This is a genomic window from Hymenobacter wooponensis (assembly GCF_004745865.1).
GTDB classification, from domain to species: Bacteria; Bacteroidota; Bacteroidia; order Cytophagales; family Hymenobacteraceae; genus Hymenobacter; species Hymenobacter wooponensis.
Genome location: NZ_SRKZ01000004.1, coordinates 129807 through 146977 on the forward strand (window position 1 = coordinate 129807; position 17171 = coordinate 146977).

14 protein-coding genes are annotated in these 17171 nt (G+C 51.2%); 12 read left to right on the top strand and 2 right to left on the bottom strand.

Features of this window, described 5'->3' with window-relative positions:
• Positions 1-158 precede the first annotated feature (158 nt).
• Complete coding sequence (locus EU557_RS14310; protein WP_135531149.1) at positions 159-1607, top strand: diadenylate cyclase; 1449 nt, start codon at positions 159-161, stop codon at positions 1605-1607.
• Between the two features lie 136 nt (positions 1608-1743).
• On the opposite strand, the gene EU557_RS14315 is transcribed toward EU557_RS14310, so the two are convergent.
• Entirely contained in the window at positions 1744-2733 is a 990-nt protein-coding gene (locus EU557_RS14315; protein WP_135531150.1) for an aldo/keto reductase, read from the bottom strand.
• Between the two features lie 448 nt (positions 2734-3181).
• Here EU557_RS14315 and EU557_RS14320 point away from each other — a divergent pair, with 448 nt between their 5' ends.
• From EU557_RS14320 to EU557_RS14360, 9 genes are all read left to right on the top strand, one after another.
• A complete protein-coding gene (locus EU557_RS14320; protein ID WP_135531151.1) occupies positions 3182-3931 on the top strand; it encodes a hypothetical protein in 750 nt (249 codons plus the stop codon).
• 50 nt (positions 3932-3981) lie between these two features.
• A complete protein-coding gene (locus EU557_RS14325) occupies positions 3982-6756 on the top strand; it encodes a TonB-dependent receptor (RefSeq protein WP_135531152.1) in 2775 nt (924 codons plus the stop codon).
• An 18-nt stretch (positions 6757-6774) separates the two neighbouring features.
• Positions 6775-7908: a DUF4249 domain-containing protein gene (locus EU557_RS14330; protein ID WP_135531153.1), complete on the top strand. Its 1134-nt coding sequence runs from the start codon at positions 6775-6777 to the stop codon at positions 7906-7908.
• A gap of 140 nt (positions 7909-8048) precedes the next feature.
• Complete coding sequence (locus EU557_RS14335) at positions 8049-10382, top strand: hypothetical protein (protein WP_135531154.1); 2334 nt, start codon at positions 8049-8051, stop codon at positions 10380-10382.
• A 155-nt stretch (positions 10383-10537) separates the two neighbouring features.
• Complete coding sequence (locus EU557_RS14340; RefSeq protein WP_245326278.1) at positions 10538-11020, top strand: DUF4112 domain-containing protein; 483 nt, start codon at positions 10538-10540, stop codon at positions 11018-11020.
• Positions 11021-11118: 98 nt separating this feature from the next.
• A complete protein-coding gene (locus tag EU557_RS14345) occupies positions 11119-11511 on the top strand; it encodes a hypothetical protein (RefSeq protein WP_135531156.1) in 393 nt (130 codons plus the stop codon).
• A gap of 12 nt (positions 11512-11523) precedes the next feature.
• Positions 11524-12219 (top strand): SCO family protein, encoded by a 696-nt coding sequence (locus EU557_RS14350; protein WP_135531157.1) that lies wholly within the window; start codon positions 11524-11526, stop codon positions 12217-12219.
• Positions 12216-12656 (top strand): c-type cytochrome, encoded by a 441-nt coding sequence (locus tag EU557_RS14355; RefSeq protein ID WP_135531158.1) that lies wholly within the window; start codon positions 12216-12218, stop codon positions 12654-12656. The genes EU557_RS14350 and EU557_RS14355 overlap by 4 nt, the downstream gene beginning before the upstream one ends.
• A gap of 223 nt (positions 12657-12879) precedes the next feature.
• On the top strand, positions 12880-13842 hold the full coding sequence (locus EU557_RS14360; protein ID WP_135531159.1) for an enhanced serine sensitivity protein SseB C-terminal domain-containing protein: 963 nt from the start codon (positions 12880-12882) through the stop codon (positions 13840-13842).
• 72 nt (positions 13843-13914) lie between these two features.
• On the opposite strand, the gene EU557_RS14365 is transcribed toward EU557_RS14360, so the two are convergent.
• Positions 13915-14433, bottom strand: coding sequence for a DUF2062 domain-containing protein (locus tag EU557_RS14365; RefSeq protein WP_135531160.1), 519 nt, complete (start codon positions 14431-14433; stop codon positions 13915-13917).
• Between the two features lie 101 nt (positions 14434-14534).
• On the opposite strand from EU557_RS14365, the gene EU557_RS14370 reads away from it, so the two are divergent.
• The gene (locus EU557_RS14370; RefSeq protein WP_135531161.1) at positions 14535-15470 is read left to right on the top strand and encodes a YihY/virulence factor BrkB family protein; all 936 of its coding nucleotides are present in this window, start codon (positions 14535-14537) and stop codon (positions 15468-15470) included.
• Positions 15471-15636: 166 nt separating this feature from the next.
• Complete coding sequence (locus EU557_RS14375) at positions 15637-17031, top strand: DEAD/DEAH box helicase (protein WP_135531162.1); 1395 nt, start codon at positions 15637-15639, stop codon at positions 17029-17031.
• Positions 17032-17171 lie beyond the last annotated feature (140 nt).

Sequence of the window (17171 nt, forward strand, 5' to 3'; positions counted from 1 at the left end):
AAGGCCAAATACGGGTCTTGCTGCTCCTGCTATAACGCGCGAGGCACAAGGATGTTTGCGAAAAATGGCCGGAAAGTTGCCGTCTGCCCGACCACCTTCTACTGGCTTTTTCCGTATTTGACGGTTTGCCCCTCACTCCCTCCCCGCCTGCCTACCCTATGTGGGAAAATCAAAGTCTTTTCCGCGTCTCGGCTCAGCTCTTTGCCGATGGCGTGTTCAATTTGCTCGATCGGACATTAAAGCCGGAAGTTTTTCTGTTGGGCTTGGCTTCGGCCCGGGAAGCCGACGACCCCGAAGCTGTAGTTATTGAGCCCGTTACGCATCGGTATCGGCCATCAGATTTTGCAGCGGTTAAGGCGCGGGCGGCTTCTTTGGAGCCTGATGGGCCACGCGAAGTTGTTTACCATCTGCACCCCCTCGACCACGACCGGTACGAGAAGCAGCGCTGGTATGAGTTGCTGCGTCGCGCCACCGAGCATACCCTCAACGACATTGTGGCGAAACACCGGGAAGAGCGGGTTAGCTTTTGCTCCCAGCCGGTAGGGGTGTACAATTATCAGGTGATTATTGTGCTGCAGCTTTCCCTAGAGGCCTACCAGAATTATTACTCGCTGCCAGGTAAGGGGGGCACCCGCTCAACATCCCTGTTGATGGCCACTATTCAGGAGTTTTTGCAGGATGCTTCCCGGGGGCTCCGTGAGTCAGATACCGACGATGACCGCCCGGTGCTAGACCGTGACTACAACGAGGTATTGCGAGCTGCCGGGCGCCGGTTCATGCTGCGGGCCGCCGCAGGCACCCATGGCCTTTACGATGCCTGTAACGGCGTAGCCGCCCTTCGCCATGAGGGCGACGAAGGAGTAGGCACCATGATTGTGTCGCGGCGTAACCACCCAGCCGTGGTACCTATTCTTACCCTCGATTCACCTATTCCGCTGCGAGATTACCGCCGCATCAGAAAGCTGCTAGAGCTTAGCGAGGACCGCAATGCCTTGCTCACTGATGCTACGGATGTGTTTGGCCTTGGCTACCTGGTAGAGCGCACCGACCCGCAGTACGAGCCCCTGTTCACCGTCGATTTCACCAAGCACTACAGTTGGGAGTTGAATCATGATGGGCACATTATGATGAAGGTGGTGTCGAACACTCCCCGCCTACCCCAGGGCACCGTGGATGAAGAGAACTTTGCGCAGGCTATTCGTCGTGTATTTCCGACCGTGGATGCCGCCGGCGCCGCTTACCTCTGGGAGCTCACGCTGAAGGCCACAGCCCAGACCAATGGCACCATCCTCGTTATTTCGGAAGGCGCCGCGCAGGAGGCTGCTCGCCTCACTCGGCAGTGCTTTCGGGTGGCCCCGCGCCTTATGACTCCCTCGGTGCTGCGCTTGGTTACCAACATTGATGGGGCCGTGCTCATTGACCCCGCCGGTACCTGCTATGCCATTGGCGCTATCTTGGATGGCCTAGCTACTGAGAAAGGTGACTCTTCCCGCGGCTCCCGCTACAACTCAGCCTTGCGCTATGTAGAAAGCAGCCGCTATGCGGTGTTAGCCATTGTTGTGAGTGAGGATGGCTGGATTGATCTTCTTCCTCCTGTGCGCCGGTAATTCCGTTAAGGTCCTTATCCCACAAAGAACAGCCCCCGACGTTAGTATTTACGTCGGGGGCTGTTCTGTGTAAGCGGTACTGCGATACCAGAAGCTTCCGAGGTTTTACCCTCAGTACCACATGCAAATGCTAACTTTAGCCGTTTACTGAATTCATCATTTGTTCAGGGTAGCGTAGGCCAGCCGCTGCTTGTTGGGGCGCAATCTGGTCAATGCGCGCTAAGTCCTCCAGGCTAAGTTGAATTTCGGCGGCTCCCACATTCTCCTCTAAGTAAGGCACGCGCTTGGTACCAGGAATAGGCACAATATGCTCACCTTGCGCCAGCACCCACGCCAGCGCCAGTTGCCCTGGGGTTCCCCCCTTCTCTTCAGCCATTTCTCGAATTCGAGCTACCAGATCAAGGTTCTTTTGGAAGTTTTCTCCTTGGAAGCGCGGGGTATGCCGACGGTAGTCATCCTCTGCTAAATCTTCAAATCGCTGAATCTGCCCCGTTAGGAACCCACGGCCCAATGGCGAGTAGGCCACAAAGCCAATACCTAGCTCCTGGCAGGTTTGGAGCAGTTCATCTTCTGGGTCGCGGCTCCAGAGCGAGTATTCGGTCTGCAAAGCCGTGATAGGATGTACCGCCTGGGCCCGGCGTACGGTGTCAGCGGCCGCCTCAGATAGGCCTAGGTACCGGACTTTACCTTCTTTTACCAGTTCGGCCATAGCACCCACCGTATCCTCAATAGGCGTGTTGGGGTCTACCCGGTGCTGGTAATACACGTCAATATAGTCAGTACCCAACCGGCGCAAACTGGCTTCGCAGGCTTGGCGCACATACTCCGGCCGACCATTAATGCCCCGCTTGGTAGGGTCGTTTGGGTCGCGCTGAATTCCAAACTTGGTAGCCAAAACCACTCTATCCCGGCGCCCCTGCAGGGCTTTTCCTACCAGTTCTTCGTTGGTAAAGGGGCCGTACATATCGGCGGTATCGAAAAACGTAACACCAAGCTCCAATGCTCGGTCTAGGGTGCGCAGGCTTTCCGCGTCATTGCGGCCCGCATAAAAATCCGACATACCCATACAGCCCAGACCGAGGGCAGAAACTTGTGGGCCGCGCGGGCCTAATGTGCGTGTTTGCATAGTAAAGTTGGTTAGGGGAGTGCAATAAGGAGCCAGCAACCTTTAGAAAGGCTGCTAGCATGCGTGATAAAACAGCCAACTACCCTTTCGGTTCTCTTGCCCTACTCGATACCCAGAAAAGTCGTTTCTTTAGCTCTGTTATCGTATCGCAATGTTACTTATAGAGTTTGCCTTTGCAGGAGCTATTGCCTTGTAAACTTCCTACACTGAACCTGCTATGTTATAATCGTTATTCCAATCTGAGATCAGAACTGGATAGATAGACGGCCTAAAACGTTTACTTATATATAATTTACCTAAAAGAAGTAAAGATTGTAGTTTGTACTGCATCTTCAACATTCATTCACTGCATAATCTTAGTTTCTGCAAAACGACTACTAGCCGCCCTAGCCCCAACTTGTCAGAGGCTAGTTAACCAATCTACTATTTATCGCACTAGCTACTCTTTATGAACAAGTTATACCTAATAAGCCCAGTAGTTGCAGGGCTCTTAATTTGCCACACTTCTGTAGGTCAGAATTCCGGAGGCGAATCTTCTTTAGTTTCAACATCCTCCACGAATTTTCTACAACAGCATACTGGCGGCGCAACTATTAATTCGCGTTTATATAATGGGCCAGAATATATCTTTTACAACAAATACTATCGCAATAACGTAGGCCACCAATTTTTCAATATTCCTGAAGAGAAGCCAGGAGAAGTTGAATATGACGGTCGTTATTTTACGAATATCCCTTTATTGTATGATACGCACCTTGATCAAGTAGTACTGACACACCCTACTAGTTCACTCAAGTTTCGGCTGGTAAATGAAAAGGTGCAATCTTTTAAACTTCAGGGCCACACGTTTGTGCGTTTGATTGCTCAACCCGTTACAAAACCTATTATTACTACCGGATTTTACGACTTACTTTTCGATAAAGGCTTACAGGTATATGCCAAATGGGAAAAGGAGATGAAAACTAAAGCCGAACAGAATGCCGTTCACGCCATATTTACAGAGCACACTAATTATTACGCCTTCAAAGATAATAACTATTACCACATCAATAGCATAAATGACTTAGCAGATTTATTCCCAGAAAATAAGTCAGATATACAAAAATATGCCCGTAGCAATAAATTGAAATTCAACAAAGCTAATAGAGCCACTACTTTAATAAAGCTAGCTCAATATTCTACTTCGACAACTCATTGATTTTATTTTTTACTTCAATTTCAGTTCCGCTGTATTTCTATTGCCTAACCATGAAGAAATTTTACGTTCGATACTTATTACTTCTCTTATGGCTTAGTGGCTTTTCAAGCTATGGTCAAGTTTCTACCTCTCCTCTGATTAGTTTGAACTTAGACAAAGCTACGTTTGAGCAATTTGCCAAGGAAGTTGAAGCAAAGACATCTTATCGCTTCTTTTTTGACCCGACTAACGTACAGAAAGTAGCCGTTACGGTATATGAAACTGCCATTCCTCTAGATAGTGTGTTGCGACGCACTTTTAAGGGCAGTAACCTTCGCTTCGCAGTTGATATTAGAAACAGGGTTTACATAACAGAAGGCTCATCTATCCGCACGGAGTTACCCATTGGTTACTTCAGGCCTGATGGTGGGCAGGTGGCCTATGAAGACGAGCCTGCTACTGCCACTCAAAGTCCTCGCGCAAAAGCGCGCTCTGGTGGCACGCTTAAGGCTACAGTTGCAGAGATAGGCCTAGCAGGATCCGCAACGGGTAAAACGGCTACTCTGGCTGGCCACGTACGTGAGAGCAAATCGGGAGAGCCCGTAATTGGAGCTTCCGTGTACATTGAGACACCAAACATTGGTACTTCTACCGACCAATTTGGCTATTACTCCCTCACTCTGCCCGTAGGCCGCCACGAGCTTAAAATACGAGGCATTGGGATCAAAAACTCTAAACGGCTGATCATGCTCAACAGCGATGGTAAGCTGGAGCTTGAGATGGAGGAAGATATCAATACGCTGAAAGAAGTAGTAATTGAAGCGGAAAAAGACCGCAATGTCTCGGGGATGCAGATGGGCGTCGAAAGACTTGACATCAAAACCATCAAACAGGTCCCAACTGCTTTTGGCGAGGCGGATATTCTACGAGTAGTACTCACTTTGCCTGGTGTAAAATCAGTGGGTGAGGGCAGCACTGGCCTTAATGTACGAGGCGGCGCTACTGATCAAAACCTTATTTTGTTTAACGATGCGACGGTTTACAATCCTTCGCACTTATTTGGGTTTTTCTCCGCCTTCAATCCTGATATTTTAAAATCGGTAGAGCTATATAAGAGCGGTATTCCAGCCAAATATGGCGGCCGCCTTTCTTCCGTCTTAGATATTGCTACGCGCGATGGGAACAAGAAGAAATTCTCCGGTGCAGGCGGCATTGGCTTACTCACAAGTCGTCTTACGCTGGAAGGCCCCATTATCAAGGATAAAACAGCATTTATTTTAAGTGGCCGCACGAGCTACTCCGATTGGGTGCTGCATAAGCTTCCTAACAGCAAGCTCAAGCAAAGCTCTGCTTCTTTTTATGATGTAAACGCACACATCAGCCACGAAATCAACGACAAAAATTCTGTTTATGTCACTGCCTATAGTAGCCACGACCAGTTTAAGCTGGCCAACGACACACTGTACAAGTATGAAAACCTGAACGGCAGCGTCAAGTGGAAGCACATTTTTAATAATAAGCTTTACGGCGTCCTGACGGGCGCAATGAGCCGCTATCAGTACAACATTACCAGCGAGGAGAACCTGGTTAATGCCTCTAGATTGCAGTATAAAATTGGGCAGACGAGTGCTCAAGCTGATTTTAATTACTTCTACAGTTCTAAGCACACCATTGACTTCGGCGTTAGCTCTATTCTCTACGATAACATGCCAGGAAGCCTGTCGCCCCTCGGTGCAGAATCGTTGATTATTCGTGATGTATTACCGCACGAAAAGGGACTAGAAAGTGCCTTATATGCTTCGGACCGGATAGACTTTTCGCCCCGCTTTTCTTTATCTATCGGGCTGCGTTACTCCCTATATAATGCGCTGGGTCCGCGAGACGTATACCAGTATTTACCGAACGTCTCAAAAAGTGAGAATACTATAACTGATACGGTTTCATATAAGTCAGGGCAAGTAGCTGCCACTTACCATGGCCCTGAGTACCGCCTTTCGGCAAAGTATGCTCTCTCCGATAACTCGTCTGTTAAGTTTAGCTTTAACCGCATGCGACAGTATATCCATATGCTGTCTAACACGGCCTCTATGTCGCCAACTGATACCTGGAAGCTGAGTGATGCGGATATCCGTCCACAGGTTAGCGACCAGATAGCGCTGGGCTACTACCGCAACTTCAAGAGCAATACTATAGAAACATCCGTGGAGACCTATTATAAGGTTATGCACGACTTCGTGGATTACAAAAGTGGTGCTACTCTGCTGCTTAACCACCACATTGAAACGGATGTGGTAAATGCGGAAGGCAAGGCCTATGGTGTGGAAGTGATGGTCCGGAAGCTGACAGGCAAAATCAATGGCTGGGTGAGCTATACCTATTCCCGCTCACTGGTACAAGTTAATTCTCCGGCTACTTCTGATGTAGTGAATGGAGGCAAATACTATCCCAGCAACTTCGATAAGCCCCACGACTTCACCATGATCGGGAATTATCGGTTTAGCCGACGCTTTAGCACCTCTCTTAATTTCACCTACAGCACTGGTCGTCCTATTACGCTGCCGTTGGCTAAATACACCATCGGCAACGCTACGCGGGTGTATTACTCAGAAAGAAACGAGTACCGCGTACCTGATTACTATCGCACCGATTTTGCCTTTAATATAGAAGGCAACCACAAGGTCCAAAAGCTGGCGCACAGCTCCTGGACGCTCTCGGTCTATAACCTAACGGGTCGTAAGAACCCTTATTCTGTGTACTTTAAATCAGTAAATGGGCAGATTAAGGGCTACCAACTGTCTGTTTTTGCGCAGCCTATTCCAAGCATCACTTATAACTTCAAGTTCTAGCCATTTTACTCTGTCGGCATGAAATATCTTTTATTGTTGGGGATGCTATTTGCACTTGGCAGCTGCATTACCCCCTTTGAGCCAGAAGTAACAGAGTCGCAACTAAGCTACCTCGTAGTGGATGGCTTTATCAATAGCCAGGGTATTAGCACTATTAAGCTTTCACAAAGTGTCAATCTACAGAGTAATGCTACTATTCCTGAGCGCAAAGCTATAGTCTATATCGAGCAGGAAACCGGACCGCGATATCAATTACCAGAAACGAATGCTGGCACATATGTTTCGGATCAGTTAGCCTTAAATTCAGCAAAATCTTACCGGCTCTATATAAAAACCGGTACAGGAGTAGAATACGTTTCTGACTATACAGAGGTAAAAACTACGCCGCCTATTGACTCTATAACCTGGAAGGCTACGGATCGAGGGTTACAGCTTTATGTGAACTCACATGATGCTAACACTGCTGCACGTCATTACAGATGGGCTTACGATGAGACTTGGCAGTTTACCTCTGCTTTTGAGTCTTTAATGGAGTACAAGCAAAAAGATATCGTCTTCCGTAAAGATGATATTTATCACTGCTGGGGAACTGAAAAATCGACTGCTATCAGAATTGGTAACACAGTAAAACTTAGTCAGAATATCGTATCGCGCTATCCTTTGCAGCTGTTATTATCAAACTCTGTAAAACTGCGTTATAAATACAGCATTCTGGTTAAGCAGTATGCTCTCACGCAGCAGGAGTATGAATATTGGGAAGCCTTAGGTAAAAACACGGAAAACATTGGGACCCTATTTGATCCCCTACCAAGCCAGGTAACCGGCAATGTACATTGCCTTAGTAAACCAGAAATCCTAGCCTTAGGGTTTGTGGGCGTACAGTCAGAAACTGTTCAAAGAATTTTCGTTGCTCGCAATGAGCTACCGCGCAGCTGGGTTGCTGGAAATGGATATTCTTACCCAGCTTGCTCAGTGCCAGATTCTGTTATAGATGCCCAGAGAGATGAAGCCTTCAAATTTGGTCGGTATATTCCAATACTTCCCATCTATAAAGGTCCGACGAATGAACTTTGGGGCTGGGTAGCTGGCCCCCTTGACTGTGTAGATTGTCGTACTCGTGGAACCAATGTGCGACCCGACTTCTGGAAGTAATTGCCTTATTCTATTATTAATGCATTTACTCCAATAAGGTTTTATACTCTATGCCTTCTCAAGTAAATACAATGTGCATAAGTCGGACGCTTAAGCTTTTATTGGTGTGCGTGTTTTTTGGCCATACGGTATATGCCCAAATGAGCTCTTCTCTCACAAAGCAATTTACCGAATACAGTCAGCAGGCCCTGCAGGAGAAGCTATACCTTCACCTCGACCGGCCCCTGTACCTCAGCGGTGAACTCCTGTGGTTTAAGATCAATGCAGTAGATGGCATTCAGCATCGGCCGCTTGACCTAAGCAAGGTGGCCTACGTGGAAGTACTGGACAAAGACCAGCGGCCGGTATTGCAGACCAAGGTGGAGCTCCAACAAGCCAAAGGCCAAGGCTCTTTAGCCCTGCCCGCTTCCCTGGCATCCGGCAACTATACAATACGGGCCTACACCAGCTGGATGAAGAACTTCCCCGCCGATTACTTCTTCCATAGCACCATTACTATTGTTAATACCCGTACCTCCCTAGGCCTGAAAAGCGCCAAGGATACAGCCTCCTACGCAGCACAGTTTTTTCCCGAAGGCGGGACGATGTTAAAGGACGTACCCAGCAAAGTAGCTTTTAAAATTGTTGATAAAACTGGTAAAGGCATAGCTGCTACTGGTACTCTCCTCGATGAGCGCGGCGCGGCAGTTGCGTCGTTCAGTACCCTCAAATATGGTTTGGGCAGCTTTGTATTCACGCCTAAAGAAGCGGGTGCGGTATATACGGCGGTGCTTACACTACCCTCCAAGCAGGCTTTCTCACGGAAGCTGCCGTCCGTAGCAGCACAGGGAGTTGTATTGCGAGTAGAGGATTCAGGCTCAGATCAACTTAGAGTAAATATTATATCGACGGTAGTGGGGCGTACTTCCGAGGAACTTCTACTGCTAGGCCACTCCCGTCAACAGGTATCCGTATCTGCTATTGCTCGTTTGCAGGATGGCAAGGCCACAGTACTTGTTAACAAAAAGGAGCTAGCTGAGGGCATCACGCACTTCACAGTATTCAATCAGGAGAAGAAGCCTTTGTGTGAGCGGCTCTACTTCACACGTCCGGCGGCCCATCAGTTGACTATTGCCGCGGCTACGTCCCAGAAGACCTACGGCACGCGTGAAAAAGTTAGTCTGCAGGTGGCTACATCTTCTTTGCAAGCTCAACCTATTCCGGCTAATGCATCACTGGCCGTTTTTCGCCTTGATTCCCTTCCTGCCGCGGCTCTGCCCAACATCAATAGCTACCTGTGGCTAACCTCTGACCTGAAGGGAACGGTTGAGAACCCCGACTATTACGTGAATGCTACGGGCCCAGAAGCGGCACAAGCTAGTGACAACTTGATGTTAACTCACGGCTGGAGCCGCTTCCGCTGGACGGAGGTTCTCACTGCCCCTACTAAGCACTTCACTTATTCGCCCGAACTCAACGGGCTAGCTATTTTGGGTAGGATCACCCAGATAGGAACAGGCAACCCAGTTCCGGGAATTATGGCCTACTTGGCCTCGCCCAGCCGGAAGATAGACTTATATAACTCCGTGAGCAATGCCGACGGCATGGTACAGTTTGAGCCTTCGGGGCTGTATAGCACCAACGATCTGATTGTACAAACGAATACCGAAAAAGACAGCATCTATCAAATTGAGCTGTTAAACCCGTTCTCATTACAATACCCCAAGGCGCCACTCGTACCTTTCACTTTTTCGGAACGAAATCAGCAAGATATTCTGAATCGTAGTCTGGAGATGCAAACCCAGAATGCTTATTTCGGAAAGCAACAGTCGCTTTATCGCCGGCCACCACTAACCGATAGCATTGCGTTCTACGGCAAGCCCGATGAGAAATACATGCTTGATGACTACACCCGTTTTAAGGTGCTCGAAGAAGTAATGCGTGAGTACGTCCCAGGGGTACAGGTGCGCATTAGAAAAGACGGCTTCCACTTTATGGTCATGGACCACATAAACAAGTCGATCTTTCAGGAAAACCCGCTTGTGCTGCTAGATGGTGTTCCCGTGTTCAATATCAACAAGATAATGGCCATGGACCCGCTAAAAATTCAAAAGCTGGAGGTAATGACCAGCAACTATTTTCAAGGGGCCGCCCGCTATAATGGCATCGTGAGCTATAGCACGTATAAGGGCGATTTGGCAGGCTTTGAACTTAATCCTCGGGCCCTTATCCAAGAATATGAAGGGCTACAGTACCAGCGGGAATTCTATTCGCCGAGCTACGCCAGCGCGGAGGAAAAACAACGCCGCTTGCCTGATATGCGCAACTTACTTTACTGGAACCCGGAAGTAAATACTACGAGCGCCGGCCCTACTACCCTCGAGTTCTACACGTCTGATCAGCCTGGGACGTATGTAGTAGTGGTACAGGGCTTATCGGCCGACGGCCTTAGTGGATCCACCCGTTTTCAGTTTGAAGTAAAACCAGCTATCTAGGCCTGCCCAGTAGCAGCTTAAATGCCCCCCAGCAGGATGTTCTCTTGCTGGGGGGTTTGCGTTATAAGTGGGCCAACATCTTGTCACTGCTTATACTGCTATTGTTTACTCAGATGCTGAAATGCCGTATGGAGGGTTATCTTTTCCTCCCTACCATGAGCACTTTTGATCAAGACAACCGCCTGCAATGGGTGGAGCGCATTTCTCGCCTGATGGACAGCCAGTTTCGGGTACCTGGTACTAACTGGCGCTTCGGTCTTGATCCGCTGATGGGCCTGATTCCGGTGGTGGGTGGCCTACCCTCGCTGGCTATTTCTGGGGTCCTCATTCTGACTATGATGCGGCACGGAGCTAGCGGCCAGCTAGTAGTCAGAATGCTTCTGAACGTTATCCTCGACACCGTATTTGGCGCCATCCCCGTGATAGGCAACATCTTTGACTTCGCCTATAAAGCCAATGACCGAAACGTACGCCTGCTGCGCCGTCATTACGCCGAGGGCAAGTATCAGGGCAGCGGGCGCGGGCTTCTGTTAGTCGTGTTGCTGGTATTCTTCGCCTTAGGTGGCCTAGTAATATGGGGCGTGTGGGAAGTAGGATCTGCTCTTTGGCACTATCTGGCTCAGCACTCGTGGCAGTAGGCCAGAGCTAGTCCTCAAGTGTCTACTTGTGCTGCTTTGGTTTGTCAGGGCCAGCTCACAGAATACTCACGCCCCAGCCTTACCTTTGCGGCGTGAAAATGCTCCGATACCTTCCGCTGCTACTGCTGTTTTCGTCGTGCTTATCCTTGCAAAGCGATGAGCAGAAGGCAGAAGCTGCTGAGAAAGCCGTGCTAGCTCGCCACGATGAACTGATGGCGCAAATGGACCAACTGTACGCCCTGCGGCAGCAACTGCAGAAATCTGCTCCGACTGATACCGTTGCGGCCAGCCGCCAACGCCGGGCACTATTGGCGGCCGATGCGGGGATGATGTCCTGGATGCACCAATACCACCGCCCCGCCGACACGACTAAGGTGGACCGCCGCTTGGCGTATTACGCCAGTCAGCAGCAGTATATTGATTCGGTAGGCCACCTTTTTCGAACTAGCATCGACTCAGCGCGCTTGTTACTAAAGACTGGTAGTCGCTAATTCCTTTTCTACATGAAGATTTCCTTTTTGCGCAGCGTAGGCCACTTGCTCCTAATTATAGCAGTAGTAAGCGCCAGCCTCACGCTACCCAGCTGCACTCAAAAACCAACCGCAGAAGCCCACCTCCCCTACTTAGGTGAGCCAGAAGTAGTAGCCAGCGCCGGCGGGGCAGCCCCAGATACCGTTCCCTACACTGTCCCTTCCTTTACTCTTACGAACCAAGACAGCCAAACCATCACGAACCAGACTTTCGCTGGTAAGGTCTACGTGACGGATTTCTTCTTTGCTACGTGCCCCAGCATCTGTCCTAAAATGCAGAGTGAACTGCTGCGCGTGTACGAGCAGTTCAAAGGCAACCCCAAGGTGCTGTTCCTGAGTCATACCATTGATCCGGCTCACGACTCCATTCCAGTGCTGCGTGATTATGCGGAGCGCCTGGGCATCAAGGATGCATCGCGCTGGCACTTCGCTACGGCTCCCCACGACACCATTTTTGCTCTGGCCCGCGCCTATATGACGGCCGCGCAGGTAGACAAAGGCGTAGTGGGCGGCTATGCGCATAGCGGCACGTTTGCCCTTATTGATTCTCACCGCCGCATCCGGGGCCTCTACGACGGCATGGAGAAGGCGGAGGTTGACCGCCTCATCAAGGAACTGCCCGAGCTGCTGAAAGAAGAAGCCAACGCCCAAGCTACGGCCGCCAAATGACCTATAGGCTGCTCACCGTTTCAAAGCTCGGAGCAGCAGGACTCGTCCTAGGCCTCACCCTAGCGGCTAGCCTGAGCGGCTGCTTTACGGAACGCCGCAACGAAGGGGCCCAACTGTACGCCACGCACTGTGCCAACTGCCATGGTGAGCAAGGCCAGGGGCTTAAACGCCTCATCCCACCCGTTGCAGCCTCTAGCTACGTGGCCGAGCATCGTACTGAGTTACCCTGCCTTATTCGCCAAGGGATGCGGGGCGAGGTAGTCGTGAATGGAGTGGCCTACAACCAGGTAATGCCAGGCCATGATGACCTAACAGATTCGCAGATTACTAACCTGCTCAACTTCGTGCAGCAGAACTGGGGGAATAAAAATCAGCCGTACACAATCCGCGAGGCCTCTGAGTTACTAGGCCACTGCAATGGCAGCGACGGCCAGTAACAGGCCTAGTAGTAAATGGTGGCCTAGACCTGTTTTCCAAAGTCAGAAGTTTAAACGAAAACCACCTTTTTTAGAAGCAAGTGCGGCTACCTAAGTTCAAAGGGGCACTAATTATAGAAGCTTAGAGTTTTTTATTTGCTTTTAAGGAAGATGAACTCTACTCACAAGACGTGCATCTTCTCGTAATCCTCCTTAGCTTGCAGCTTCATCTGTTTGTTTTGTTATGGGTCTATTTGACTTTCTAAAGAAGAAATCTGAGGAGGACGCACCGGCTCCCGCCTCTACTCCTACGCCCGCCGGTTCGGCCCCTTCCGACGCGACTGACAAGTCTTCCGGCCCGCGCTATAAGGGTTCGAATTATCAAATGCCTGCGGCACCAGCTCCCGCGCCAATGCCGCAAATTCCACCGGCACCGCCCATCCCGATTCCCCAAACGCCCGATTTGGCGTCTTTTGAGCCCCGCAATATACTGGAGCAGCTGTTGCTGCAAGCCGCCACTGACCCTGGTTTCCGGAGCCCATTTTACCAGGCACTGCTTGGTGAAGAAGTTATAGTAGTAATGGCGCCCAAGGAAGACATGGAGCCCGGTGAAATCACGCCTACGGAAGGCATGGAGATTCAGCTTCAGGTGCTGCACGACGGTAAAATTCCGGTTTTCACTTCCGTAGAACGCATCTTCGAAAGTGGCGCCGTCCCTGAAGACTCTGTGACGTACATGCGCCTGCGTGGCCACGATTTCTTCTCCATGGTGCAAGGTGCTGAATGCGCCCTAAATCCTTTCTCACCAGTAGGTAAGCTATTGGCCGCTGAAGAAATCCAGGCGCTGTTGGCAGGTCAGCTGTTTGAAGCACCCAACCCCCAAGATGTGCAGGTAGCCCTGCATCAGCCTGAGGTGGAGCCTGTTGCCCTCAAAGATGCCCTGCGGGAGTATGCGGGTGGTCAAGACCACATCCATGCCATTTATCTGGCAGAAATGCAGATGCAGCACAACCCTGAAGAGCGTCGCCTGCTGCTGGCTTTCCACACCGATCAGCAAGACCCCGCTTTCCTGCAGGAGCTTGGCCCGGTTATTCAGAACAACATCGGTGAGGCACAATTCGTGGACCTGATGCTCATCGACCCTGCCTCAGAAGAGCCCCTCATTCAGTACCTTCTCCAGACTGAGCCCGTGTATCAGCGCGCTTAATGGGCACTGATACCGCCATACAATAAAGGCCTGATGCTTCTGCGTCAGGCCTTTATTTTTTATTTGTCCCTGCTAAGATGCTGCCGGTGGTTGCTGGCGGGCCAATACTCGCCGCAGTACAGGACGCAGAAGAAAATAGAGCAGTGCTCCTACGGGCACTGCCGCAAGCGCCCACAGCAAGAGTCCACCGGCAAAAGCCTTCCAGAGCACTTGCAAGGCGGCTACCCAATCGTGCGAAAACTGATACTTAAGCTGCTGCATAGTCAACGCGGCACTGGCATCGGCTCCTAGCAATTGGCTACCCCAGTGCAGAAACGGAATAAGTAACAGCAGCTGGGCAGGGCTCCAAAGGTGGGCAATTAGTAGTGTGGCGGCCACATTCAGGCGCAGCCGCACGGCAATAAACGTGGCCAATAAAGAGGTAATGCCTAAGACTGGTACCAACCCCAGCACAGTACCTAAGGCCACCGTCAGGGCCAACTGGTGCGGCGTAAGTCCCTGCCGTAGCAAATCCCGTAGTGGGTCGAGGAGGCGGCGCCACCAACTAGCAGGACGGGGCGTGGTAGGCGGCGGAAGAGGTGGCTGAGTCACGAGGAAAGTTTAGAGGAAGGCGGCACAAAATCCAGCGGTGGCGCATTACCTTCGCAAAACGCCCTGAGCTGGCATCGTGCCAAGAGTAGTACGCGCCTCCGATGACAAAAGTACACGACTCGGCCCACCACCGCCGCAACGCCTGGACCGATTTCCTGATTCTGATGCGCCGTGCGGCACGTGAGTTTAGTGCCAACGACCCGCTTCGCTTAGGAGCCGCCACTGCCTTCTTTACTACGTTTGCCCTGCCCCCCATCCTGATTATTCTTATTCAGATCATTGGGTCGCTCTACTCTACTTCGGCTGTGCGCATGCTGCTGCTCACCAAGCTAGCCCATTTACTAGGCGCTTCGGCAGCAGGCCTAGTAGAGCAGATTTTGCAAAACGTTACGAATGTAGAGCGCAGCCGCTGGGTTACGTGGCTGGGTTTTGCCTTCCTACTTTTTATTGCCACTACGCTCTTTGGGGTAATTCAAAACTCATTGAACCAGCTTTGGCAAATCCGGACGCGGCGTAGTACCGGGCGCTTTACCAAAATTTTAAAGGAACGTGCCCGGTCTCTAGGCCTGCTCTTTGCCACTATGGTTCTCTCCGTGTTGGCATTCTTGTTTGATGCCGCCTTGGCCTTATTCGCGGATTATATCCGTGATTTCGATGCAACATTCGTTTATTATCTATTCCAGATTGCCAATCAACTCTCCTCGCTGCTAATCCTGGCTGCGTGGTTTGGAATTACGTTTCGTAACCTCAGCAGTGCTAAAGTACCTCCTCGGGCCGTACTCCGCGGAGCCCTGCTAACGGCTGTGCTTATTGACTTGGGCGAGAACGTACTAGGCTTTCTCCTGGTCCCCCGTAACCTGGGTCCTATATATGGTCCGGCCTCTAGCATGGTGCTAGTGCTGCTGTTCGTGTTCTATTCGGCCATGATATTCTACTTTGGGGCCTGTTTCACGAAAGCCTATGCGCATTATGTGGGCATGGATATTCGGCCGAAGAAATCGGCTATCCGCTACAAAATGGTAGACGTAGAAGAATAAGTGCGCGCCGCAAAGGGCACAGCTAGCGTAACAGAGGTTCACCTGGCCTAGAGCCTCCAAGTTGCCTAGCTAAATACGTATTGTTGCAGTCTTAGAGGTCTATCATGTACCCCTTGCGCCATTCCCGCCTAGCAAAGCGCTACCTTTGCAGGAAATTTCACGCTGTATGACTCCAACTTCTCCCTCCTTCGCCGACCTAGGCCTCTCTCCCGCTCTTCTGCAAGCCCTAGAAGAGTTGGCCTTCGCAGCCCCTACTCCTGTGCAGGAGCAGGTGATTCCGATGGCACTGGCCGGGCAGGATGTGGTAGGCCAGGCTCCAACCGGCTCTGGTAAAACTGCCGCCTATGGCCTGTCGGTACTGCATCAGGTGGATGTGAAGCTGGATGCCGTTCAGATCATTGTGCTGGTTCCGGCCCGAGAACTGGCCCTGCAGGTACGCGATGCCCTAAAAAAACTGGGCAAATTTCTACCAAATCTGCGCGTAGCTGCATTCTACGGTGGCCACGCTTTCCGCGACGAAACGGCCTCTTTGCAGCAGGCTCCTCACATTGTGGTAGCTACCCCAGGTCGTCTGCTCGACCACTTTGAGCGGCGCAGCATTATTCCCAATCAGTTGAAGGTGCTGATTCTGGATGAGGCCGACAAGCTGCTGGAACTCGGTTTTCAGGATGAGTTGGTGGAGATTATTAAGCGCTTGCCCCGCCGTCGCCAGACCCTGCTATTCTCGGCAACTATGTCGGATAAGGTGCTGGATTTGATCCGCAAAAACCTAACCCGCCCCCGGGTGGTCAATGCTGGCGAGGATACCGACGAGCTACCCGAAAACCTGAAGCTTGTAGGCCACTACGGCACAGTTGAGAAGAAGCCTGCGGCCCTACTCCACTTGCTGCAGCAGCCCGAAACCGGCCGAGCCTTGGTGTTCTGCAACACTCGGGAGCGGTGCTCAGAGCTAACCCGCTTCCTGCAGGGCCGCGGGGTAGCCGCAGAAGTATTGCACGGTAAAATGCCACAGCCCGAGCGTGACAAAGCGCTTATGAAGTTGCGCAACGGCTCTAGCCAAGTATTGGTAGCCACCGACGTAGCCGCCCGTGGCATCGATGTAACCGCCCTTGACACCGTGGTACAATTCGATGCCCCCGATAAAGCCGATGCGTTTCAGCACCGGGCTGGCCGCACCGCCCGAGCCGGCGCCGAAGGCACTGCCCATATTCTGGTAACGGATAAGGAAATGGCCCATGTGAAGAAGTGGCCCGTAGCTGCTGGCATTCAGTGGAAACCACTTCATGCGCCTAAGCTACCGCCCGCGGCCCCCAAAACGCCCCGCCCCGAGAATGTGACGCTGCACGTTTCGGCGGGCCGCAAAGACAAAGTTAGCGCCCACGACTTGGTAGGCACGTTTGTGGCCCAAGGTGGCCTAGAGCGTTCTGAAGTAGGCCACATTGAAGTCTTTGATCATTACAGCTACGTAGCAGTGCCGCGCCCTCAGGCAAAGGATATTGCGGAGCGCGTAAGCGGCGCTAAAATCAAAGGCCGTAAAATTCGAGTATCGCTGGTGGAGTAGTCATTCGCTTTACTCTTGCTACACACCAAGGGGCCCCTGTCAAATCCAGTTCTAGGACTGAATTTGACAGGGGCTCTTGTTTTTGAAAAGGCTAGTTAGTTTTAGTTGCCGTGTACTAGATGTGCAAGCTAGGCCTCCCC

Coding starts and splice junctions, on each gene's coding strand:
- EU557_RS14310 (WP_135531149.1), top strand. CDS start 159: ATGTGGGAAAATCAAAGTCTTTTCCGCGTCTCGGCTCAGCTCTTTGCC.
- EU557_RS14315 (WP_135531150.1), bottom strand. CDS start 2,733: ATGCAAACACGCACATTAGGCCCGCGCGGCCCACAAGTTTCTGCCCTC.
- EU557_RS14320 (WP_135531151.1), top strand. CDS start 3,182: ATGAACAAGTTATACCTAATAAGCCCAGTAGTTGCAGGGCTCTTAATT.
- EU557_RS14325 (WP_135531152.1), top strand. CDS start 3,982: ATGAAGAAATTTTACGTTCGATACTTATTACTTCTCTTATGGCTTAGT.
- EU557_RS14330 (WP_135531153.1), top strand. CDS start 6,775: ATGAAATATCTTTTATTGTTGGGGATGCTATTTGCACTTGGCAGCTGC.
- EU557_RS14335 (WP_135531154.1), top strand. CDS start 8,049: ATGAGCTCTTCTCTCACAAAGCAATTTACCGAATACAGTCAGCAGGCC.
- EU557_RS14340 (WP_245326278.1), top strand. CDS start 10,538: ATGAGCACTTTTGATCAAGACAACCGCCTGCAATGGGTGGAGCGCATT.
- EU557_RS14345 (WP_135531156.1), top strand. CDS start 11,119: ATGCTCCGATACCTTCCGCTGCTACTGCTGTTTTCGTCGTGCTTATCC.
- EU557_RS14350 (WP_135531157.1), top strand. CDS start 11,524: ATGAAGATTTCCTTTTTGCGCAGCGTAGGCCACTTGCTCCTAATTATA.
- EU557_RS14355 (WP_135531158.1), top strand. CDS start 12,216: ATGACCTATAGGCTGCTCACCGTTTCAAAGCTCGGAGCAGCAGGACTC.
- EU557_RS14360 (WP_135531159.1), top strand. CDS start 12,880: ATGGGTCTATTTGACTTTCTAAAGAAGAAATCTGAGGAGGACGCACCG.
- EU557_RS14370 (WP_135531161.1), top strand. CDS start 14,535: ATGACAAAAGTACACGACTCGGCCCACCACCGCCGCAACGCCTGGACC.
- EU557_RS14375 (WP_135531162.1), top strand. CDS start 15,637: ATGACTCCAACTTCTCCCTCCTTCGCCGACCTAGGCCTCTCTCCCGCT.